The sequence below is a fragment of the Faecalibacterium butyricigenerans genome, from assembly GCF_020687345.1.
GTDB lineage: Bacteria > Bacillota > Clostridia > Oscillospirales > Ruminococcaceae > Faecalibacterium > Faecalibacterium butyricigenerans.
Window position 1 is genome coordinate 39377 of sequence record NZ_JAJEQL010000003.1, and the last position, 20801, is coordinate 60177.

At 60.5% G+C, this 20801-nt stretch carries 16 protein-coding genes and 3 tRNA genes; 8 read left to right on the plus strand and 11 right to left on the minus strand.

The window, feature by feature from the left end; all coding sequences use genetic code 11:
- Nucleotides 1–83: 83 nt before the first annotated feature.
- The 3 genes from LKD23_RS01920 to LKD23_RS01930 form a co-directional block, all read right to left on the minus strand.
- Nucleotides 84–872: a TIGR03915 family putative DNA repair protein gene (locus tag LKD23_RS01920; protein WP_227620113.1), complete on the minus strand. Its 789-nt coding sequence runs from the start codon at nt 870–872 to the stop codon at nt 84–86.
- Entirely contained in the window at nt 851–2209 is a 1359-nt protein-coding gene (locus tag LKD23_RS01925; RefSeq protein ID WP_227620114.1) for a putative DNA modification/repair radical SAM protein, read from the minus strand. The genes LKD23_RS01920 and LKD23_RS01925 overlap by 22 nt, the downstream gene beginning before the upstream one ends.
- A 70-nt stretch (nt 2210–2279) precedes the next feature.
- On the minus strand, nt 2280–2912 hold the full coding sequence (locus LKD23_RS01930) for a LexA family protein (RefSeq protein WP_227620115.1): 633 nt from the start codon (nt 2910–2912) through the stop codon (nt 2280–2282).
- A gap of 221 nt (nt 2913–3133) precedes the next feature.
- On the opposite strand from LKD23_RS01930, the gene LKD23_RS01935 reads away from it, so the two are divergent.
- Together LKD23_RS01935 and LKD23_RS01940 are read left to right on the plus strand one after the other, a co-directional pair.
- Nucleotides 3134–3221 (plus strand) — tRNA-Ser (locus tag LKD23_RS01935).
- A 32-nt stretch (nt 3222–3253) separates the two neighbouring features.
- Nucleotides 3254–3347, plus strand: a tRNA-Ser gene (locus tag LKD23_RS01940).
- Nucleotides 3348–3455: 108 nt separating this feature from the next.
- Here LKD23_RS01940 and LKD23_RS01945 read toward each other — a convergent pair.
- The 7 genes from LKD23_RS01945 to LKD23_RS01980 form a co-directional block, all read right to left on the minus strand.
- The gene (locus tag LKD23_RS01945; RefSeq protein WP_227620116.1) at nt 3456–6032 is read right to left on the minus strand and encodes a hybrid sensor histidine kinase/response regulator; all 2577 of its coding nucleotides are present in this window, start codon (nt 6030–6032) and stop codon (nt 3456–3458) included.
- Nucleotides 6022–6849, minus strand: a complete 828-nt coding sequence (locus tag LKD23_RS01950) for a substrate-binding periplasmic protein (protein ID WP_227620117.1) — start codon at nt 6847–6849, stop codon at nt 6022–6024. Before LKD23_RS01950 ends, LKD23_RS01945 begins: the two co-directional genes overlap by 11 nt.
- Nucleotides 6846–8570, minus strand: coding sequence for a diguanylate cyclase domain-containing protein (locus tag LKD23_RS12900; RefSeq protein ID WP_304999963.1), 1725 nt, complete (start codon nt 8568–8570; stop codon nt 6846–6848). The genes LKD23_RS01950 and LKD23_RS12900 overlap by 4 nt, the downstream gene beginning before the upstream one ends.
- 335 nt (nt 8571–8905) lie before the next feature.
- Nucleotides 8906–11467: a hybrid sensor histidine kinase/response regulator gene (locus LKD23_RS01965; RefSeq protein WP_227620118.1), complete on the minus strand. Its 2562-nt coding sequence runs from the start codon at nt 11465–11467 to the stop codon at nt 8906–8908.
- A 22-nt stretch (nt 11468–11489) separates the two neighbouring features.
- Nucleotides 11490–13400: a 5'-nucleotidase C-terminal domain-containing protein gene (locus LKD23_RS01970; RefSeq protein ID WP_227620119.1), complete on the minus strand. Its 1911-nt coding sequence runs from the start codon at nt 13398–13400 to the stop codon at nt 11490–11492.
- 178 nt (nt 13401–13578) lie between these two features.
- Nucleotides 13579–13655 (minus strand) — tRNA-Ile (locus tag LKD23_RS01975).
- Between the two features lie 81 nt (nt 13656–13736).
- Nucleotides 13737–14156, minus strand: coding sequence for a hypothetical protein (locus LKD23_RS01980; RefSeq protein ID WP_227620120.1), 420 nt, complete (start codon nt 14154–14156; stop codon nt 13737–13739).
- A 134-nt stretch (nt 14157–14290) separates the two neighbouring features.
- On the opposite strand from LKD23_RS01980, the gene LKD23_RS01985 reads away from it, so the two are divergent.
- From LKD23_RS01985 to LKD23_RS02010, 6 genes are all read left to right on the plus strand, one after another.
- Nucleotides 14291–14785 carry a conjugal transfer protein TraD gene (locus LKD23_RS01985; protein WP_227620121.1) on the plus strand — a complete coding sequence of 165 codons (495 nt, stop codon included), beginning with the start codon at nt 14291–14293 and terminating at the stop codon, nt 14783–14785.
- A complete protein-coding gene (locus LKD23_RS01990; RefSeq protein WP_227620122.1) occupies nt 14782–16050 on the plus strand; it encodes a glycoside hydrolase family 10-like protein in 1269 nt (422 codons plus the stop codon). Before LKD23_RS01985 ends, LKD23_RS01990 begins: the two co-directional genes overlap by 4 nt.
- Before the next feature lie 74 nt (nt 16051–16124).
- Nucleotides 16125–16658, plus strand: coding sequence for a hypothetical protein (locus tag LKD23_RS01995; protein WP_227620123.1), 534 nt, complete (start codon nt 16125–16127; stop codon nt 16656–16658).
- Nucleotides 16655–17578, plus strand: coding sequence for a DMT family transporter (locus LKD23_RS02000; RefSeq protein ID WP_227620124.1), 924 nt, complete (start codon nt 16655–16657; stop codon nt 17576–17578). Before LKD23_RS01995 ends, LKD23_RS02000 begins: the two co-directional genes overlap by 4 nt.
- Nucleotides 17560–18108 carry a M48 family metallopeptidase gene (locus tag LKD23_RS02005; RefSeq protein ID WP_227620125.1) on the plus strand — a complete coding sequence of 183 codons (549 nt, stop codon included), beginning with the start codon at nt 17560–17562 and terminating at the stop codon, nt 18106–18108. The genes LKD23_RS02000 and LKD23_RS02005 overlap by 19 nt, the downstream gene beginning before the upstream one ends.
- 139 nt (nt 18109–18247) lie before the next feature.
- Nucleotides 18248–19735 carry a lipopolysaccharide biosynthesis protein gene (locus LKD23_RS02010; protein WP_227620126.1) on the plus strand — a complete coding sequence of 496 codons (1488 nt, stop codon included), beginning with the start codon at nt 18248–18250 and terminating at the stop codon, nt 19733–19735.
- Between the two features lie 114 nt (nt 19736–19849).
- Here the strand turns inward: LKD23_RS02010 and LKD23_RS02015 are convergent, their stop codons facing one another.
- Nucleotides 19850–20782 carry an alpha/beta fold hydrolase gene (locus LKD23_RS02015; RefSeq protein ID WP_227620127.1) on the minus strand — a complete coding sequence of 311 codons (933 nt, stop codon included), beginning with the start codon at nt 20780–20782 and terminating at the stop codon, nt 19850–19852.
- Between the last annotated feature and the right edge of the window lie 19 nt (nt 20783–20801).

Genomic DNA, 20801 nt, shown 5'->3' on the forward strand with positions numbered 1-20801 from the left:
CAGATGCTCTGCCGAAGCTCCCCTTTAGTATACCATACCTTTTGCAGAGCGCAACGGCGCAGATGCAACCTTTTTGTAAAGAATCACCGCATTTCCACCATATCCTGCCAAAAACGCTTGGGACAGTGGCTCATCCGGCCCTTTTCGCTGTGGCGGGCCTTGATCTCCAGCGTGTCGTAGAACTGCTTCCAGAGCGCCTGAAGCTCCTGTTCCCGAGCGCTGGGCGGGGGAAGGGTGAGCGGTGCGGCCAGCTCGAGGAGCTTGGCCTCGTGGCCCTGATAGAGTAATACCGCCTGATGGACGGCGTCGTATATCATGAAGTCCTCCTCCGGGAAGCGGGCGCAGAAATGCCCCCGCAGCAGGGGGAGGATGTAGTTTTTGGGGTGGATGACCGCACCCAGCATCCCGTCGTGCTCTTCGAAGCGGACGAAGCCCTGAAACTTGTCCACCTCCCAGTCGAGGCTCTTTTTCATCTCGTAAAGGGGTGCTACGTCCGGGTGGCCCATCCGCTTGACCGTGCCGGGGCCGAGGGCGAAGGCCAGATGCAGAAAGCGGATGAGCAGCAGCTCTTTCTCCTCCTGTCCGGAGAGAAAATCCCGGCTAACGAGGTACTCTGTCTCCCGGCCCAGCTTTTTCCCAAGGCTGGAAAAGACCCGCCGGGCCTTGGTGGAGTCCGTCTCGATGTCCCGGACAGGGTAGAGGGTGGCCGTCTCCCGCTGGGGCGTCCAGACCGCAAAGGGGATCTCGTGCTGGACAAAGCTCTCGAACACGCAGCACAGAAAGCCCTCGAAGCTGCCGTCGTAGAGGTAGACCACATCGGCGTCGTGGAGCTTCCGGGCCTTCGGCGGGGTCACAACGCTCTCGCCAGACATTGCACTGCCTCCTCCCGCACCATCCGCTGGGCCGCCCGGGGCGGCACGCCCTGTTCAACGAGCCGGTCCACCGCCGGCGGGGCGAAGAGGCTCAGCTGCTCGGCCCCGGCACTGAAGACGTTGGGGTCGATGAGTGCCCGGGTGATGCGCTCCCGTCCGGCGCTGCCCCGGCCCGGGTGCGCCCCCGAAAAGCCCCGGCAGGTGATGAAATACTGTGCCCGCTTGAGCACGACGCCCATCCGCTTCAGCTCGTCGAGGCCGAGGTCGGACAGCCGCCGCGCCTCCCGGATGCGGCGGGCGCTCTTGGGGCCGATGCCCGGCACCCGCAGCAGCATCTCGAAGGGGGCACGGTTGATGTCCACCGGGAACAGCCCGTAGTGCTGGACGGCCCAGTTGCACTTGGGGTCGAGATAGGGGTTGAAGTTCTGGTTGTCTTTATCCAAGATCTCGTCGGCCCTGAACTGGTAGAAGCGGAGCAGCCAGTCGGCCTGATAGAGCCGGTGCTCCCGCAGCAGGGGCGGCTTTGTGTCCAGTGCGGGCAGGCGGGTGTCGTCCGACACCGGGATGTAGGCCGAGTAGAACACCCGCTTGAGGCCGTATTTCTGGTACATCCCCTCGGAGAGCTGTAAAATGTGGTAGTCTGTCTCGGGCGATGCGCCGACGATCATCTGGGTGCTCTGGCCGGCAGGGGCGAACTTGGGAGCGTGGCGGTAGAGGGTCAGCTCCTTTTTGCTCTCCTCGCCCGCCACCGAGATCTGCTTCATGGGCCGGAAGATGGAGTGACGGCCCTTGTCGGGGGCGAGGAGATGGAGGCTCTGCTCGCTGGGCAGCTCGACGTTGACGCTGAGGCGGTCGGCGAGGAAGCCCATCTGCCGGATCAGCTCCGGGCTTGTGCCGGGGATGGTCTTGGCATGGATATAGCCGCCGAAATGGTATTCGTTCCGCAGCAGCCGCAGGACGGAGAGCATCCGCTCGGTGGTGTAGTCGGGGGTGCCCAGCACGGCGCTGGACAGGAAAAGCCCCTCGATGTAGTTGCGGCGGTAGAACTCGATGGTCAGCTCGGCCAGCTCCCGGGGCGAAAAGGTGGCCCGGGGCACGTCGTTGGACTTCCGGTTGACACAGTAGCTGCAATCAAAAGCACAGCAGTTGCTCATCAGGACCTTCAGCAGGCTGACGCAGCGGCCGTCTGCGGTGAATGCGTGGCAGCAGCCCGGCGCGTAGCAGCTGCCGAGAGTACCGGCCCTCGCCGCACGGGACGCGCCGCTGGACGTGCAGGCGACGTCGTATTTTGCACTGTCGGCCAGAATGGTGAGCTTGTCCATCAGCGACTGTTCCATAAAACTCCACCTCCCGAAGGGGATACGACCCCCTTACCCCCACGGAAATGCCCGGGGAGAGGGGCGAGGCTCACCACTTGGCCTTCGTCTCGACCACACGGCCTGCGATGTGCAGGCGGTTCAGGTCATCGCCCTTGATGACCAGCTCGTTGTAGGCGGGGTTGAAGGGCTGCAGCACGACGCAGTTGCCCCGCTGGATATACCGCTTGAGGGTGCCTTCGCCTTCGTCGCCGTAGACCAGTACGCCCAGATCGCCGTTTTCCAGCGTGTCCTGCTTGTGGACGAGGGCGAGGTCGCCGTCCTGAATGCGCGGCTCCATGCTGTCACCCCGGACGACGAGGTAGAAATAGTTGGAGGGGTCCTTGACGCGGGCGTACTCCTGCCCGTAATCCTCCTCAAAGGCCAGCGCGCCGTATCCGGCCTTCACGGTGCCGATGACCGGGATGAGGCTCTCGGCGTAGTTGCCGAAAAAGCGCTCCTCGGGGGTGGCTGCGTTGGACACCGGGCGGTAAAGCCCCAGCAGGAAGTCTGCCGTGGTGCTCAGGATCTCGGCGATGCGGGCCACCGTGGCGGGGTCGGGGGAGGATTTGCCGCTTTCCCACTTGCCGACGGCCTGCTGGGTCACTCCCAGTTTGGATGCCAGCTCCGCCTGACTGATCCCCTTCTGCTTGCGGCACTGCTTCAAAAGCTCTGAAAACGACATGGTCGTACACTCCTTTACTCCGAGGTTAAAATCTTGCATCTCTATTGTACAACAAAAAGATGTTTTTGTAAAGAGAAAAATGAGGGATTCGCCAAAAAAAGGTTGTCGATGGGCGGGGGTCTGCGGGAATGTCTGAAAAAGTTGAAATTAAGGCTTGACAGAACGGCGAAAATCTGGTAAATTAAATAGGCATTCGGTACGGCGTGTGCGAGTGCCCACGAGGAGAGATGTCCGAGTGGTTTAAGGAAGCAGTCTTGAAAACTGCCGTACGGCAACGTACCGTGGGTTCGAATCCCACTCTCTCCGCCATTTTTTTAAATAAGTGTAACGCACTTTGCTCTGGAGTAGTACTCAAGAGGCCGAAGAGGCGCCCCTGCTAAGGGCGTAGGTCGTCTAAACAACGGCGCGAGGGTTCAAATCCCTCCTACTCCGCCAAGAAAAAGCTCGATGGTTCATTGAAACCATCGGGCTTTTTCCTTTGTTATACGGTTTTTGCAGCGCTTCGGAGCGCGGAGGGCTGCTTTTGCGCCCCGGAGCGCAGGGTCATTTCAGTACATCGGCAAGGATGCTCAGCAGGCGGGGGACGTCCAGCGGCTTTGCGATGTGGCCGTTCATGCCGGCCTTCAGCGCGTTCTGGCGGTCTTCTTCAAAGGCGTTCGCCGTCATGGCAAAGATGGGGATGCCGGCCTTTTTCGCATCCGGCAGGGCGCGGATCCGCCGCGTCGCCTCGTAGCCGTCCATGTTGGGCATCTGGATGTCCATCAGGATCAGGTCATACTGGCCGGGCGCGGCCTGCTCCATCTTCTGGACGGCGATCGCGCCGTCCTCGGCAGAATCCACCACAAAGCCCGCTTCCGTCAGAAACTCCATTGCGATCTCGCGGTTCAGCTCGTTGTCCTCCACCAGCAGGAGCTTTTTCCCCTGAAAGGCGGAAGCCTTCGGTTCCGGCAGGCGGGGAGACACCTCGGCAGAGAACGGCTCAGACAGGATCTTGCGCAGCTCGGAAAGGAACAGCGGCTTCTCGCAGAAGGCGGTCACTCCAGCAGCGCGGGCTTCTTCCTCGATGTCGGCCCAATCGTAGGCGGTCAGGATGATGATGGGGCAGTTGTGCCCGATCACCTTGCGGATCTGACGCACGATCTCGATGCCGTTCATATCGGGGATGAGCCAGTCGATGATGTAGACGCTAAATTCATCGCCCCGCTCCACCGCGTACTTGGTGCGGATCACCGCCTCCTTGCCGGAGATCGTCCACTCCGGCCGCATCCCGATCTTGGACAGCATGGTGCTGACGCTCAGGCAGGTGTCGGTGTCGTCGTCCGCCACCAGTGCGCGCAACCCTTCCAGCTGCGGGAGCTGCCGCTGCTCCACCTTCTGCTCACAGCGTGCAAAGCAGAGGTCCACGATGAACTCGCTGCCCTTGCCCGGCTCGCTCTCGATGGCGATGGTGCCGCCCATCAGGTCCACGATGTTCTTGGTGATGGACATTCCGAGGCCGGTGCCCTGAATGCCGCTGACGGTGGAGCTTTCCTCCCGGCTGAACTCCTCAAAGATGTGCTTCTGGAACTCCGCGCTCATGCCGATGCCATTGTCCTTGATGCGGAACTCATAGCGGGCACGCCCGGTGGGCGCATCGTTCTTCTGGGCGATGCGGAGGCTGATCGTGCCGCCGGTGGGGGTGAACTTGATGGCGTTGGACAGAATGTTCAGCAACACCTGATTCAGCCGCAGCGGGTCGGTGATGATGTCCTCGTTCTCCACATCCATGGTGTCGATGAAGAGCGACAGCCGCTTGGCCGAGACATTGGGCTGGATGATGGAGCGTACATCGTGGACGAGATCCGGCAGATGCACCGCGCGCTCCTCGAGCTTTACTTTTCCGCTCTCGATGCGGCTCATATCCAGCACATCGTTGATGAGGGAGAGGAGGTGCTGGCTGGAAGTGGAGATCTTTTTCAGGTAGTCCAACACCTGCTCCCGGTTGTCGATGTGGGTCGCAGCCAGAGAGGTGAAGCCGATGATGGCGTTCATCGGGGTGAGGATGTCGTGGCTCATGTTGAACAGGAACTCCCGCTTGGCGCGGTTTGCCGCCCCCTCGTGCTGGAGCGCGATCTCCAGCTTGCGGTTCTGCTCCTCCAGCTGGGCCTGATACTTCTTCTCCTGCTCCTTTTTCTGCTGCTCCATCTCCTGTGCCGAGCGCCTGCGCAGCGTTTGAAGGACGACCACGAGCAGGATATAACCGGCCAGTGCCATCAGGATGGTGGAGACGGACGCACGGAAGATCGTTCTGCCATCTGTATACGCATAGAGGTCAAAGGTACGCCCGTGGCTGTACATCCCGAAATAGGAGCCGGAGCCGTCCCAGCCGCGGGTGTGGGTCAGCATCTCCGCGACCCCGACTTTGCGGATCTCCTGTACCGTCGGGCTGTCCGTGGTGTCCTGCCCGATCAGCTCCGGGCGGTTGGAGGCGATGACCTGATTGTTCTGCACGATGAACAGGGTGCCGCTGGTCTCTTCCGGGTAGCCATCCAGAATGCTCTGGACCGACAGCGCCGTCCCTTCGACAAGCGCCGCCGGAGTGTACCGATAGGTGAGCAGGATGGCCGCGCCGCTGCCTGCCCGGTGTGCCGTCACATCCACGACAGACCCGTCTTCCAGCAGGACGCGCTTCATATAGGTCTTCTGCGGGTAGCGGAAGACATCCAGAGCGGCATCGGTCCTGAGCTGGTCGCCAAACCGGGCATAGCCGATCCCGTTCGCGGTATACTCGCAGAGGAGCGTGCCCTCCGGGTCAAGGACGGAGATGCCGGTGAGCCAGAGCCGTTCGGCTTCCTTTTTCAGGCACTGCGGGTCGGAGAAGTCCAGCGCGGGGTCATCGACCAGCGCCTGCACCGAGACCGCTGTGCGGCGAAGGGTCTTCGCTGCAACGGTATCGTTGTATTTTTCGTAGCGGGTGGACTGCGATTTGACAAAATTGAGGATCTGGCAAAAGCGCTCTTCCGTTGTGCACAGCGCTTTCCAGTTCGAGAAAAAGACGACGCCTGCCATGAAGAGCACGCCGACGATCAGATAGAGCGCCCAGATCCGCGCAGCCGGAGTGGGCTTATTTTTATGTTCCAATGGCGTCCACCTCCAGATACTGCGAAGGGTTTTCGAGATATTTGCCGACGATCTGCTCCAGCGTGCCGTCTTCGCGCAGCTGCGCAAAGGTATCGTTCAGCTGGCTGTCCAGCCCCCGGCTGTCGTTCGTTGCAAAGGCCACGCCCAGCCCGGTGACGAGCAGCGGCTCGGACAGGATGCGGAACGCCACGGAGTTGTCCTTCATATATTGCAGGATGGTCGTCTCATGGGAGGCGATGGCGTCCACGTAGCCGCAGCCCAGCAGCGCATACTGGACGCTGCGGTCTTCGATGCTGAACACATCGACCCCCTGCGGGAGGCGGGGGTCGGAGCCGCTGAGAAAAAGCTCCTCCGGCTTGCCGGTGCTCTGGACGGCGATGCTCTTTCCGGCAAGGTCGCTGAGGGACTGGATGCTGCTGTCGTCATTCACGGCGACCACCTGACGGCTCACCATGTAAGGTCCGGCCCAGTGGTAGAGCGCTTCGCGCCCCTCCATGGAAAAGCAGCCCCAGATGCAGTCGATGGCACCGCTCTCCACGAGGGTGGTCTTCTGCTCCCAGTCGATCGGCTCGAACCGGGTGGAATACCCCATGCGGCGGAACGCTTCGGTGGCAATCTCCACATCGATCCCGGCGGGAACGCCGTCGTTGTTCAGATAAATATAGGGAGGATAGGTGTCGCTTCCCACAACGATCTGGGGGAGGCCGCCGTCCTTCGCTTTCGTCTCTCCGCAGGAGGTCAGGCCCCCGGCGGCCGCAGAGGCCGCCAGCAGCCCGCACCCGCGCAGAAAGGCACGGCGTGAGATTCTGTGTTTCATTCCTTCTCCTGTTTTTCCTGCATCTGCGGATGCAGTTTTTCGTTCAGTTCGTCCTGTGTGTCCGTCAGGCATTGCAGCAGCAGCGGGTTGAACACGCCGCATTCGCCGTTCTGGATCATCTGCACCGCTTTCTCGTGGGAGAAAGCCTTTTTATAGCAGCGCTCGCTGGTCAGGGCGTCGTACGCGTCGGCCAGCGCGACCAGCTGTGCGCTGATGGGGATGTCGTCGCCCTTCAGCCCATCCGGGTAGCCCCGGCCATCCCAGCGCTCGTGGTGCCAGCGGGCGATCTCATAGGCGGTCTGCAGCAGCGGCTCCTCGCCGAAATTTTCCAGCTTTTGCAGCATCTCCGCGCCCAGCATACTGTGGGTCTTGATGACCTCAAATTCCTCCGGGGTCAGCCTGCCGGGCTTGTTGAGGATCTTTTCGTCGATCCCGATTTTGCCGATGTCGTGCAGGGTAGAGGCCAGCGGAATCAGATCCTGCTGTTCTGCAGAAATCGAGTAGTTGTTGCTGATCTCCAATAGGCGGTGGAGCAGCATTTCTGTGATGATACGGATATGCCGCACATGAGCACCGCTTTCGCCGTTGCGGAATTCTACGATATGGCTCAGCACACCCACCAGCGTATCCGTATTATTTTCGCGGGCGCGGATCTGGTCGGACACCATCTTCACCAGCCGCCGCTGCTTGGCATACAGCTTGATGGTGTTGGTCACGCGGCGGTATACGATGCGTGCATCGAAAGGTCGATTGACATAATCACTCGCGCCTAGTTCATAGGACTTCCGAATTACAGCGTTAGAGTCATCGCTGGAGATCATGATGACCGGGATGTCCTCGATGGTGTGGTTGGCGTTCATGGCCTTGAGCACCTCGAAGCCATCCATGACCGGCATGTTGATGTCCAGCAGCACCAGTGCGATGTTCCCGGCCTCCGCCTGCATTTTTTCCAGGCATTCTTGTCCGTTTTCTGCTTCAAGAATGCTGTAATCGCCGCCCAGGATCTCCTTTAGCAGCATGCGGTTCATTGCGGAGTCATCCACAAGTAAGATCTGCGACTTATTCTGTAAAAGTTTTTCCAGCGCTGCAAGACTATGCCCCGGAACCTCCGCCATGACGGCGTTCTTGCGGCACTTTGCCTGATACATCAGCCGGTCTGCCCGGCGAACCGCATTCTCCATCGGGTCGGTGATGGCCTGCATCGTTCCGCCGATGCTCAGCGAGAGGCGAAAATGCGAATAACCGGGTACAGTAGCCTGCTGCACGGCGGCTCTGATCTGCTCCAGCTTGGCTTGCAGGATGTCGCTCGGAATGCCGGGCAGCACCAGCAGGAACTCGTCCCCGCCGTAGCGGATGAGCAGGTCGGAATCCCGGATGCAGGAGCGGATGGCGGCGGCTACCGCTTTCAGCGCCATATCACCGGCGTAATGCCCATAGGTATCGTTGCAGATTTTGAAATCGTCCACATCCATCAGCGCGATGCCTGTGGGGCCGACGATACGGGATGCGATATCCTCATAGTAGCGGCGGTTGTATGCGCCAGTCAGGACATCGTAGTAAAGTTTTGCACGGTAGCTCTCTGTTGTTTCTTGAAGCTTTTCCTCGGCTTCGGCCTGCATCTCTTCCATGCTGGAGCGCTCGAACTGCCATTGCAGGCGACCGATCAGTAGAATGTTCGCAGCGATACCAAGGCCGATCACGATGAGCTTTTGAAGGTTCAAAGAGGTGTAAAGAAAAAAGCTGTGGTCGGTAGAAAAGAAAAACGCGGAGTATAGGAATGCAATGAGGCCGCTTACGATTCCTGCTGCATAGCCGTATTTCACGAGCACAGCAGAAAGAACAACAAAAAGCAGGATATTTGGATTTGGAATATGAAAATTCCAGACGATCAGGCAGGTGCTCAATTGGGCAAGTGCCGATAGCAACATAGGCTGGATTTTATTTGGCTGTTGTTCCATACGCAATACCATCCAATACTTTGATTCATCATGATCGCTCTCTCACAAAAAAAGAGCTGGGCCGCAAATGGGTGGCCCTGCTAGGTCGTGAGTGTCGGTCATCTGCGAAACCGTGCGATTCCACTATTTATTTTCGGGGGGGGGGTAACGCGGAAGCGCTTTACCGTCTGCTCCAGTGCGTTGATGTCCACCGGCTTTGAGAGATGCTCGTCCATCCCGGCGTCCCGGCTCTTCTGCATATCCTCAAGGAATGCGTTGGCGGTCATGGCGAGGATGGGGATGGTGCGTCCCAGCGGATTTTCGCCGCTGCGGATGCGCCGGGTGGCTTCGAGGCCATCCATGACGGGCATCTGCACGTCCATCAGGATCATGTCGTACTCGCCGGGCTTGACGCTGGCGAAAGCGTCCACGATCTCCTGACCGTTGGAGCAGATGGTGCAGCGCGCACCCTTGGTCTCCAGCAGCAGCTCCAGAATTTCGGCGTTGATGGCGTTGTCCTCGGCGCAGAGGAAGTTCATCCCGGACAGGGGCGAGACGGCCTCGGCCTCCTCCGGGAGGGCCGGTGCCGTCTGCACCTTGTCCGCCTCGGCGTCGATGGGAAATTCCAGCACGACCTCAAAGCGGGTGCCCTTGCCGGTGGCGCTCTCCACCCGGATGGTGCCGCCCATCAGGTCTACGATGCTCTTGGTGATGGCCATGCCGAGGCCCGTGCCCTGCACCTTGTTGGTGCCGGATTTCTCCTCCCGGGTAAAGGGGTCGAAGAGGGTCTTCTGGTAGGCCGCGCTCATGCCGATGCCGTCATCCTGCACGATGAACCGGTATTTGGCGTAGTGCTCGGTATGGGTAAGCTCGTCCACCGCCAACCGGATGTGTCCGCCTTGGGGCGTATACTTGACCGCATTGGAGAGGATGTTCATCAGCACCTGATTCAGACGGTTGGGGTCGGCCAGCACGTTTTCGTGCTGCATATGGGTCTCCACCGTAAAGGTCTGGCTGCGCTGGCTGGCCTGCTGCCGGATAATGCTGTCCAGCTGGCTGACCTGCTGGGAAATGTTCATTTTTTCGATGTTCAGGGTGGTCTTGCCGCTCTCGATGCGGCTCATGTCCAGAATATCGTTGATGATGCCCAGCAGCAGCCGACCGGAAGTTTCCAGCTTGCCCAGATGTTCGGCCAGCCTTTCCGGCTGGTGCAGCTCGTTTTTCATCAGGGTAGTAATGCCGATGATGGCGTTCATGGGGGTGCGGATGTCGTGGGACATATTGGAGAGGAAGTCGGTCTTGGCTTTGCTGGCCTTTTCGGCTACTTCCAGTGCGGCTTCCACAGCCAGCGTGGTCTGGTGCTCGCCCGTGCGGTCGGACATATCCACGATGCACTTTCTTGCGCCCTGCACATCATTGAGGAAGCCGGTCACATGGAGATAGCGAGGCTCACCGGTCTCCTGATTGACAAATTCACATTCCCATTCCTGCTGGACGCCCTGTTCCATCTGCATCAGACTTTCCAGCCGCGATGCACCGCTGTCGTCTCCGGCAGGGTATAGAACGTGGAGATCCTCCTGCACCGCCTCGGGGGAGAGGCCCAGAATGCGCTGGACATTGGGGCTGACGTATTCCGCCTTGCTGGTTTCGGTGTCGATCATCAGGAACACGTCGTCCACATTGCGGGAAAGGTTCGAGAACAACTCCTCGCGTGCCAGCAGCTGCTGGTCCTTTTTCCGCAGCTTTTGCCGGTTGCTCTGCACCACCAGCAGCAGAGCGGCAACAGCCAGCATACCCGTTATACCGCTCATCACGGCCATGGTGGTGTATTGCAGCCGGTTCATATTGGCGTTCACAACGCTTTTGGGAGCAATGCCAAGGATCGTCCAGTTCTGGAAGGCGGCAGAACCATAAACCATGTAATAGCCGACGCCATTGATGGAAAACTCAAGGTTGCCGCCCTCCCCGGCAGCAAAAGAATCTTGCAGGGCATCGACCTGTTCTGCCGTAAAACCAGCCGAGTTTTTGAGCAGGGCAAGGATATTGTGCACACCGCTCATGTCCGCGCTGCTGCTGTCCAGTACCACACGGCCATCCGGCAGCACCGCAAAGGTGCTGCCGTGCCCTTCAAAGGCAGAGATCTTCAGGGAGTCCACCAGATCCCTGTTGTTATAGGTGATGGCAATGGCTTCGTAATCAAAGCCCTGATAGCTGCCTTTTTCCGTGGGGACTGCAAACACCATGATCTCCGGCTTGTCCGGCACGACCGAGTTTGCCACGATAGGCTGCTGCTCCAGAATCAGCTGCGACAGCGTCCGACCCAGATCAAGATAGCCTCGTTCACCATCCAGTGTGACATAGGAGCCATCCCGCGAAACGAAGAAAAAGTCTGTAAAATGGTATTCTCCCTTTGCCTGTGAAAGGAAAGAGCAGACATCGGCATCGCTTTGCGCACTTTCCAGATAGGGCGCCCACATCCGCATGACGCCCCAGTTGAAGGATACCTTATTGTAGAGGGTCTGGTTTGCCTGATGATAGATCTCGGTAAGGTGTGCAGTGCTTTCCTCGTAGATGGTGTGCTCCATAAAATCCGTAAAGACAACGAGGCTCGTCAGAATGCTGATGCCGAGCAGCAGCATTGCTATGACCGCGAGGATACGGCTTTTTACAGAGCGTTGCATCTTAGTTTCGTTCTTCAAGAGCTTATTCTCCCTGTACAATGGTCAGATACTCGGAGGGGGCGGGGAACTGCTTGCTGACCGCCAGCGAATCCTTCAGGCAGGAGCGGCTGTCTGCCCCTTCAATGGCATATTCCGTTCGCTTGGTCTTCAGGTTTTCCGGCATGGGGCAGCTGCAGTAGACCTCGTTCTCTATCCACACATCGGTGCCCGCCACAAATACGGTATAGGTGGCCGTATCGTCCAGCGGCGCACCATTGACGGTGAGTTCTTCCAGACGGAACTTGCCCTGCTCGTATTCGGTCACTTTGTATTCCATGCCGCTGGTCACGGGCATATAATTCCGGTGCCGGATGGGGTTTGCACCGTTGTCCTTTACATTCACCAGCCACTCCATCATCTGCCGCAGCTCTGCACCGGTATATTCTCCCTGCGAAACGGCGTAGTTTCCTGCCATCACCCACAAAAGCTGCTGCTTGCTGTAATCGCCGCAGTAGATGGAAGTGGACACCAGCGGCGAGTAGCCGATTGCGATAGACGCATCATAGGTGGTGCGCAGGGCGGTCATCAGCGAGGAAGCCGCAGCGCTGCCGTGGTCGGTCATGTCGATGGAGTATGCGGTATTCTGGGTGAACAGGATCTCGGTTTCGGGGTCTGCTTTGGGGGTGACAAGCTGCTCGTTGAACGCCTCGTATCCGGCCTTGGCATCGTATTCGCCGGTGATCATCTTGTGGCCCACATCTTCCGAAATGCGGAAGATCTCGGTGGAGGCCAGACGCATATACAGATGATTTGCGCTGATGACATCCGCAACGTGTTCCAGAGAGGTGGAGGAGGTGATGTTTACCTCCTTGTTATAAGAGAGCACCGCGCCGCCAGCGGCCAGCTTGCTCTGCCCCTCTGCGCTGTACACGGCCCCAAGGACTTTCAGCACAGCAGCCAGCTTTGCCTCGTCCTGTGCTACCGTGTTGGAAACTGCTGCCTGACACATGGGGTAGGTCAGCAGCCAGCTATCATTGGCGGTCTCGCCGAAATAGGGCAGAATGGATGCGTTAAAGCCGTGCAGGTCGAGCATTACATCCGCTATGCCTGCCGTGGTGCGGATCATGGCGGTCTGCCGCGCATAGAAAGGCTTGGCAATGGGGTTCAACTCCAACCGATCGTCACCGGGCTGCACCCGCACATCCTTGAGGAACTGCTCGTATTTTTCAAAGACCTTCGGCCACACCACATCATCCAGACCGGTGGAGCCGTCCTCGGTCTCGCTCTCGTAGTTCATGCGCCATGTGGTGCCCTCCAGACTCATCAGCTCCGGGATAGCACAGCCCTGCATGGTTTCCAGACAGGTGTAGTCATATCTCCAGTCTGCCTGATAGCCCTTAATGCCGACAGCCTCAAAGGCATCAATGGCCGCCACGAACTCGGCGTAGTTGGTGGGCAGAGGGATATTGTACTGAGCAAACAGATCGACATTTGCAGCCGTGCCGTCCACCTCGGCGCACATGGGCAGCCAGCGGATCGCACCGTCCGGCTCCTGATTGTTGTTCAGGTAGCTGGAATAGAAGGTGCCTGCAACCTCGGTCGTGCTCAGATCCATCAGGTACTCTGCCAGAGGAGCCGCATCGTTCAGGGAGAAGCGGCGGCAGGTGATGATGTCCGGCAGCTGCTCCGCACGGTTCAGCAGGTCGCGGTAGTAGTCCATGGTGTTGAAGCCCTGAATGAAGTTGAACTCATACTCCGGGAACTTCTGTTCCAGCCACGGAGTAAGCTCTTTCATCATGGAGCGGTCCCACAGGTAAAAGGTGATCTGGATCTTGCCGTTCTGGCTGCTGCCCTTGTCAGCCTCGGTCTTGCCGCCGCAGGCGGTCAGCGCTGCCGCAGCAGCCACGACGCCGGCGGCCTGCAAAAAAGAGCGGCGAGAGATTTTGTTCATCATAGGATGCTCCTCACATTTCCAATATTTTTAAGTTTATCATTATAATAGAGGTGTTTCAAGCGTTTTTGCCAAAAAAAGACGCGCGCGCGGCCTCTTTTGGCCCTCTCCGCCCTCCTTTTGCGTCAGCAGCTCGGAGGGGCAAAAAGAAAAGCACGAAGGCCGAAACCTTCGTGCTTTGTGGTGGGCCAGGCAGGACTTGAACCCGCGACCAAGCGGTTATGAGCCGCCAGCTCTGACCAACTGAGCTACTGGCCCGCAAACGCGGCGCGCTGCCGCGTGTGGACTGACTATAAGTATACCAAAAAAATCCGGAAATGCAAAGCCCTCCGGGCGAATTTATTTCGTGCGGCGGGCGTCGAGCTTGCCCAGCATGAACTCATCGAGCATCTCGGGCTGGAACAGCGGCTCCTTGTAGCCGAAGGCCTCCCGGATGAAGATGAGGGTCACGACGGTCTGACGGCCCGGGTCCAGCCGGAGGGTGTAGAGGGTGTCCAGCGGCTGCTGGGTGGGCTGGTGGAGGGTCAGGTGAAGGGTGAAGCCGCCGTCGTTCTCCCGGCGGCACTCGTAGGCGAAAAGGTCGTCGGGGCTGTGCTGGTCGAGCCGGTCGAAGCAGTCGTCCAGCGGCAGGTCGGTGCGGAACTCGGAAAGGCCGCTGGGGCCGTACTGGCTGCGGCGGCCTTTGTCCTGCTTTGCCAGCAGGAAGACGATGAAGCCGAGGATGGCGGCCAGAAGCAGGATGGAAAAAACAGCGTTCATGGATGTCCTCCGATGGAATTTGAATCATGTTTTCCTTATTGTAACACAACCCGCCCTAAATTGTGTTATAATATTTGAAAAATTCCAAAAACTGATGGGGAGCCTGCGCCCTTTCTGCGGGCGGGAGGGACGATATGAAACTCAGATTCACGCGCAAGACATGGTATTTCCTGCTGCTGGCTTCGGCCGCAGCCTCCATGCTCAACGGCTTTGCCGTCCTGAGCGGGAACAGCTTCGGACTCATCGAGCAGATCGCATTTGCGATGGCGGGCATCTCGGCCCTCTTCCTCGCCGCCGAGAAAGGCTCGGCGGGCTGGGAGAAGCGGAACTTCACCGGTGTGTTCGTTCTGCTGATGGTCAGCTACATGATCAACGGCTGGGCAGGCTACCTCTGCTCGGCGCTGGCGTGGCCGCTGCTGCTGAGCACCGAGTACAAGCGGGGGATGGCTGTCCAGCGCCAGCTCCAGCTGGTGGGTGCGGCGGAGGCCCTCCACCTGCTCTTCCTGCTGATGGCAAAATACGGCGGCATGGCCGCGCTGGGCTTCTGGACGAATCTGCTCTGGGTGCTGCTGGCCTGCGCCCGGGGCTGGGCAGCACTGAGCCTCTACAAGATGCAGGAGGACGCATGACGCAGCGGCGGAGAAAGCGCCGCTGCCGCTTCGGGCGGCGGGCCTTTCTGGCGGGGGCAGGCTGTGCCGCGCTGGCCGGCGCGGGGCTGATGCTGCGCCGGGGGCAGACCGTCTCGGCCCTGTCGGTGCCTGCCCCGGAGGCAGAGCCGAACGCTGCTCTGCCCGCCGGGGAGTGGCGGGCTGTCTGGGTGAGCTATCTGGAATGGGCCGGGATGGATTTTTCCTCGGAAGAAGCCTTCCGGGCCGGGGCAGCGGCGCTGATGGACAACTGCCTGTCCATCGGGCTGAACACCGTCATCGTGCAGGTGCGGCCCTTCGGGGATGCCCTCTACCGCAGCAGACTCTTCCCGTGGAGCCATGTCTGCACCGGGGAACAGGGGAAAGACCCCGGCTTCGACCCGCTGGACGTCCTCATCACCGAGGCCCACAGCCGGGGGCTTTCGCTGGAAGCGTGGGTCAACCCCTACCGTCTCCGTTCCTCGGCGAAGATGCCCGCCGTGCTGGCCGAAAGCAGCCTCGCCAACACCCATCCCGAGTGGGTCTGCGCTGTGGGCGAGGGGCTGTACCTGAACCCGGCCCTCCCCGAGGCGGCGGACTATGTGGTGCAGGGCGTGGCCGAGCTGGTGCAGAACTATGCCGTGGACGGCATCCACTTCGACGACTATTTCTATCCCACCACCGACCCGGCGCTGGACGCGGCCCAGTTCGCCTCCAGCGGCGCGGGGAACTTGGACGAATGGCGGCGGCAGAATGTCACGGCGCTGGTCAAGGCGGCCCACGACGCCGTGAAAGCCGCCGATGCCACCCTCCGCTTCGGGGTCAGCCCGCAGGGCAACCCCGACAACGATCTCTCGGAGCAGTACAGCGACGTCCGGGCATGGCTGACGGCAGAGGGGGAGGATGCCGTGGTGGACTACCTCTGCCCGCAGGTCTATTGGGGCTATGGTTACACTCTCCGGTCCGGCAGCACCCGCTTCGCCTTCGAGAACATCGTGCCCGAGTGGCTGGCCATGCCCCGGGCGGCGTCCACGGCCCTCTATTTCGGGCTGGGGGCCTACCGTGTGGGCAGCGGCGACGGCGGAGCCAACGAGGACAGCCTGAGCCAGTGGTGCACCGGCAGCGCCCTTGCCCGGCAGGTGGGCGACCTGCGCCGTCTCGGTGCGGGGGGATGGGCGCTCTACCGGTACGATTCGCTCTTCCGGCCTGCCCAGCCGGAGCCTGCCGCCGCCGAGCGGGCTGCGCTGGCCGCGCTGACTGTGGGCTAAGGCCTTGTATGGAAAATAAAAATGCGGTATACTATAGCAATCGTGCAAAAACAATGTTTTGAGGATAAAAAGTCATGAAAAAGACAAAGCGAATCGTACTGCTCGTTCTGGCGGTGGTGGTATTGCTGCTGGCGGCGTATGCGGGAAAGACCGTGCTGGACCTGAAGAACAGCGCCGCCACGGAGGTGCAGGAGGAGGACAGCACCCGCTGGGCCGAGCTGACCAGCGACCCGCTCACCCTCGAGGGCATCGCCGACGGCTCGGCCAAATATGCCTCGGCGGCGGTGAACGGCAGCCTGAATCTTGTGTTCAACGGCATCTGGAGCCGCCAGACCGACTATTTCACCGTCCCGGGCGGCAGCCTGACCATCACTGGCTATGGCACCGCCGAGGGCACCCAGCGGTATAAAATATCCGTCTGGCAGAAGGTGGCCGGCGGCGCACAGTACGTCAACGACAGCACCTATTACTTCAAGACCGACGGCCAGAACTACCGCTGCGTCATCTCCGGGCTGGACCCGGCGGCCAGCTACCGGCTGACCATCTCCTACGATTCCAGCCGCTACTACCTCTACGGCGGACTCAAGGTGGAGGGCATCGCGGCATGAAGACACAGACGAAAAATTCGCTCATGCTGATGCTCTGCGCCTTCATCTGGGGCACGGCGTTCGTGGCCCAGAGCGCAGGCTCCGGCATGGGGGCCTATTCCTTCCTCGCGGGGCGGAGCTGGCTGGCTGTCCTCGTGCTGCTCCCGACGATGGCCGCCTTTGATGCCCTGCGCAAAAAGCAGGGCGCGGCCTACGGCTGGCCCAAGGAAAGAGCGGAGCGGATGACTCTGCTGACGGCGGGCCTCGTCTGCGGCACCCTTCTGTTCGCAGCCTCTGCGGCCCAGCAGATCGGCATCACCATCAACCCCTCCACGGCCAAGGCGGGCTTCCTGACGGCCATGTACGTCGTGCTGGTGCCGGTGTTCGGCCTGTTTCTGGGCCGGAAGGGCAGCGCCCAGCTCTGGGCCAGCATGGTCATCGCTGTGGTGGGCCTTTACCTGCTCTGCATGAAGAACGGCTTCGGCGGCGTCGAGACCAGCGACTGGATCCTGTTCTCCTGCGCGGTGCTGTTCAGCTTCCAGATCATGTCCATCGACCACTTTTCGCCGCTGGTGGACGGCGTGAGGCTGAGCCTCTTGCAGTTTATCGTAGTCGCAGTGGAGAGCACGGCGGCGGCGCTTCTCTTTGAGACGCCGACGCTGGCGGAATTTGGTGCCAATCTCCTGCCCATCGCCTATTGCGGCGTACTGTCCAGCGGTGCGGGCTATACGCTCCAGATCTTGGGACAGAAAAACCTGAACCCCGCCATCGCCAGCCTTATCATGTGTCTGGAAAGCGTGTTCAGCGCCTTGGGCGGCTGGCTGCTGCTGAACCAGAGCCTTTCGCTGCGGGAGAGTGCGGGCTGCGCCCTCATCTTTGCCGCCGTCGTGCTGTCCCAGCTGCCGCTTGAGGAGCTGCGCGGATGCAAAAAGGGCGCGTGACGCTGCGGGTGGCCGGGGGCATCCCCTACGAGCTGACGCGGAAGAAGGTCAAATACTTCAACCTTCATGTCCGGCGGGACGGTTCTGTGGCCCTCAGCTCCCCTCTGCGCATATCGCCGGAGGCGGCGGACCACTATATCATCGGCCAGATGGACTGGATACGGGCGGCACAGGCCCGGCAGGCCGCCCGCGAGAAGCGGCAGGCGTCGCTGCCCGACAAGGATGTCGCGCTGGCCCACTTCACGGCCATGAGCGATAAGGTCTACCCGGCTTTTGCCGGGGTCCTGAACGGGCAGAAGCCCGCCATCAAGGTGCGCAGCATGACCAGCTGCTGGGGCGTCTGCCATATGGCCAAGCGCCAGATCACCTTTGCGCTCCAGCTTTACAATATGCCCGAGGCGGCGCAGATCTATGTGGTAGTACATGAGTACTGCCACTTTTTGCAGCCGAACCACAGCCCGGCGTTCTGGGCCGAGGTGGCCAAGCTGATGCCGGACTGGAAGGCCCGGAGAGATTTGTTGAAAAGATAACGGCCTAGCCCGCTCTGTTACCTTCGGTGACATCTCTCCCAAGGGGAGAGGCAGAAAGGCTCCCCCTCTGGGGGAGCTGGCAGACCCGGAAGGGTCTGACTGAGAGGGCAAGCCACTGAAAAATAAGAGGAATACGTCATTGGAAAACGAAAAAAAGGCCGGCGGCGATAAATATTCGAAGCTCGCCGGAAACACCATCATCTTTGCCATCAGCAGCTTCTCATCCAAGCTGCTGACGCTCATCGTCCAGCCGTTTCTGACCTATGCGATGGCCGAGATCTCCGACCTCGGCCTGTCCAAGATCCTGAGCCAGTACGCCAACCTGCTCATCCCCTTCGTGTCAATGGGAATGTCCAACGCCATCATCCGCTTCGGCCTCGATAAGGGCAACAGCGAAAAGCAGGTGTTCACCAACGGCCTGCTCACCATCCTCGGGGGCTTCGGCATCCTCGTGCTCTGCTGGCCAGTGGCGCAGTTCCTGCCGGACATGGCCCAGTACGGCCTGCTCATCTATATCTACGTCCTCATGAGCTGTCTGCGCACCCTCTGCACCCAGTTCGTGCGCAGCCGCCAGTGGAACAAGCTGGTGGCTGTGGACGGCGTGCTCTGCACGGTGGCGACCATGGCCTTCTATGTGCTCTATCTGGTGGGCTTCCGCTGGGGCGCGAACGGCTACCTGCTGGCCATCATCAGCGGCGACTTCGTCAGCGTGCTCTTCCTGATGCTGACCGGAAAGCTCTGGAACTTTATCGAGCTGAAGGGCCTCAACAAGACCCTCTGGAAGCAGATGCTCCGCTTCTCGCTGCCCATGATCCCGGCCCAGATCAGCTTCTGGATCATCAACGCCTCAGACCTGTTCTTCGTGCGCGAGATGTGCGACGGCCTCGACGGCCACAGCGGCGATGCATGGAGCGGCCTGCTCTCCACCGGCTATTTCCTGCCCACCATCCTCACCACGCTGGGCCTCATCTTCTACGATGCATGGCAGCTGTCGGCGGTGACGGAGGAGGAGGGAAGGGCCAAATTCTTCACCCAGATCTTCCACACCTATTCCAGCGTGCTGTTCTGCTGCGCGGCGGGCATCATCTGGCTCTGCCGCCCGGTCATGCACATCATGAAGGCCAACTATTACTATGCGTGGCACTTCGTGCCCTTCCTCGTGATGGCCTCCACCTGCAGCTGCTTCAACCAGTTCATGAACAGCGTCTACGTCGTGAACAAGAAGTCCCAGCGGAGCATGGTCACGATGATGGCAGGCGCCGTGAGCAACTGTATCATGAACTATTTCTTCATCAAGTGGTGGGGCCCTGTGGGTGCGACCTATGCGTCCTTCCTCGGCCTTGGTCTGGTGTTCACCCTCCGCGCCATCGACGCCCACGGCATGATCGGGATGCGTGTCCATCCGGGCCGTGTCCTCGTCAACGCCGCTGCGCTGGTGTTCGAGGCCTTCGTGCTGCTGGCAGAGACGCCCCTGTACGGCCTCTGGACGGGCCTCATCACTGCCCTCATCATCCTGTACAACTTCTCCGGCGTCTGGGGCATGGCCCGCATCCTGCTGCCTAAAATTCTGGGCCGCCGGGGCAAGGCCCTTGTGGCTGTCGTGGACGGCTGGGCAGCCAGAAAGTAAAAATGGATCTATAAGCGCTCTGTCAGGCGGCTTTCGGGCCGCCCGGCGGGGCGCTTTTCCGTAGTCCAGAAGAAAAAGCCCCCACATCGTCAGGCCGATGAAGGAGCTTTGGATTCAAGGATGCAGCTGTTTTTCGAGCCAGCCGGCGATGTCCGCAAACACTTCGGCTTTGTTCGTCTCCATCAGCAGCTCGTGGCGGGCACCGGGATAGAACTTCGCCTCGATGTTCCGGACGCCGATGTCCCGGAGGCTCTGGATGGCCCGCCGGACTCCGGCGGTGCGCTCGCCTACAGGGTCGGCGTCACCGGCGAGGAAGAGCAGGGGCAGATCCTTGGGCATCCCGGCCAGAACGGCGGGGTCGTACAGCCGCAGGATGCCGGAGAACATACTGTAGTAGGCGTTCAGGGTGAAGGTGAACATACAGCGCTCGTCGGCACGGTACTTGTCCACCTCGGCGGTGTCGCGGTTGAGCCAGTCGTGGGGCGTGCGGCCCTCGAGGCCCTTGTTGTAGCCGAGGAAGGAAAGGCTGGCCACGAGCCGGCTGCGGTGTTCCCAGCCGAAAAAGACGGCCAGCACCCGGCAGAGGGCTTTCGCTGCGGCGACCAGAGCCTTGGGCTGGAAGCCGGTGCCCATGAGGATGGCTCCGTCCAGCTCGCCGCCCCACTCGCAGAGGTACTGGCGGGCGTAGAACGACCCCATGCTGTGCCCCAGAAGGAAATAGGGGACGCCGGGGTAGAGCTGCTTGGTCAGGACGGTCAGGGCGTGGAGGTCGTTGAGGACGGCACGGTTGCCGTCCGGCTGGGCGAAGAAGCCGTAGTCATCCTTTGTGCGGATGGAACCGCCGTGGCCCAGATGGTCGTGGCCGGTGACGAGGATGCCCTGCCCGGCCAGATGCTCGGCCAGCGGCTTGTACCGGTCGATGAACTCCACCATGCCGTGGGATAGCTGCAGGACGGCCCGCACCCTGCCCTCCGGCACACAGCGGAATGCGTGGAGCGTCCGGCCCGGCACGCAGGAGGGGAGGGTGAAGTCGGTCATCTGACTCATGTGAGGATTCTCCTTTTCC

Bases quoted from the DNA above. Each gene is read 5' to 3' on its own strand.
- LKD23_RS01980 (WP_227620120.1), bottom strand. From the start codon at position 14,156: ATGAACGCTGTTTTTTCCATCCTGCTTCTGGCCGCCATCCTCGGCTTC.
- LKD23_RS01950 (WP_227620117.1), bottom strand. From the start codon at position 6,849: ATGAAACACAGAATCTCACGCCGTGCCTTTCTGCGCGGGTGCGGGCTG.
- LKD23_RS02000 (WP_227620124.1), top strand. From the start codon at position 16,655: ATGAAGACACAGACGAAAAATTCGCTCATGCTGATGCTCTGCGCCTTC.
- LKD23_RS01985 (WP_227620121.1), top strand. From the start codon at position 14,291: ATGAAACTCAGATTCACGCGCAAGACATGGTATTTCCTGCTGCTGGCT.
- LKD23_RS01920 (WP_227620113.1), bottom strand. From the start codon at position 872: ATGTCTGGCGAGAGCGTTGTGACCCCGCCGAAGGCCCGGAAGCTCCAC.
- LKD23_RS01995 (WP_227620123.1), top strand. From the start codon at position 16,125: ATGAAAAAGACAAAGCGAATCGTACTGCTCGTTCTGGCGGTGGTGGTA.
- LKD23_RS02005 (WP_227620125.1), top strand. From the start codon at position 17,560: ATGCAAAAAGGGCGCGTGACGCTGCGGGTGGCCGGGGGCATCCCCTAC.
- LKD23_RS01925 (WP_227620114.1), bottom strand. From the start codon at position 2,209: ATGGAACAGTCGCTGATGGACAAGCTCACCATTCTGGCCGACAGTGCA.
- LKD23_RS01930 (WP_227620115.1), bottom strand. From the start codon at position 2,912: ATGTCGTTTTCAGAGCTTTTGAAGCAGTGCCGCAAGCAGAAGGGGATC.
- LKD23_RS01990 (WP_227620122.1), top strand. From the start codon at position 14,782: ATGACGCAGCGGCGGAGAAAGCGCCGCTGCCGCTTCGGGCGGCGGGCC.
- LKD23_RS01965 (WP_227620118.1), bottom strand. From the start codon at position 11,467: ATGCAACGCTCTGTAAAAAGCCGTATCCTCGCGGTCATAGCAATGCTG.
- LKD23_RS01970 (WP_227620119.1), bottom strand. From the start codon at position 13,400: ATGATGAACAAAATCTCTCGCCGCTCTTTTTTGCAGGCCGCCGGCGTC.
- LKD23_RS02015 (WP_227620127.1), bottom strand. From the start codon at position 20,782: ATGAGTCAGATGACCGACTTCACCCTCCCCTCCTGCGTGCCGGGCCGG.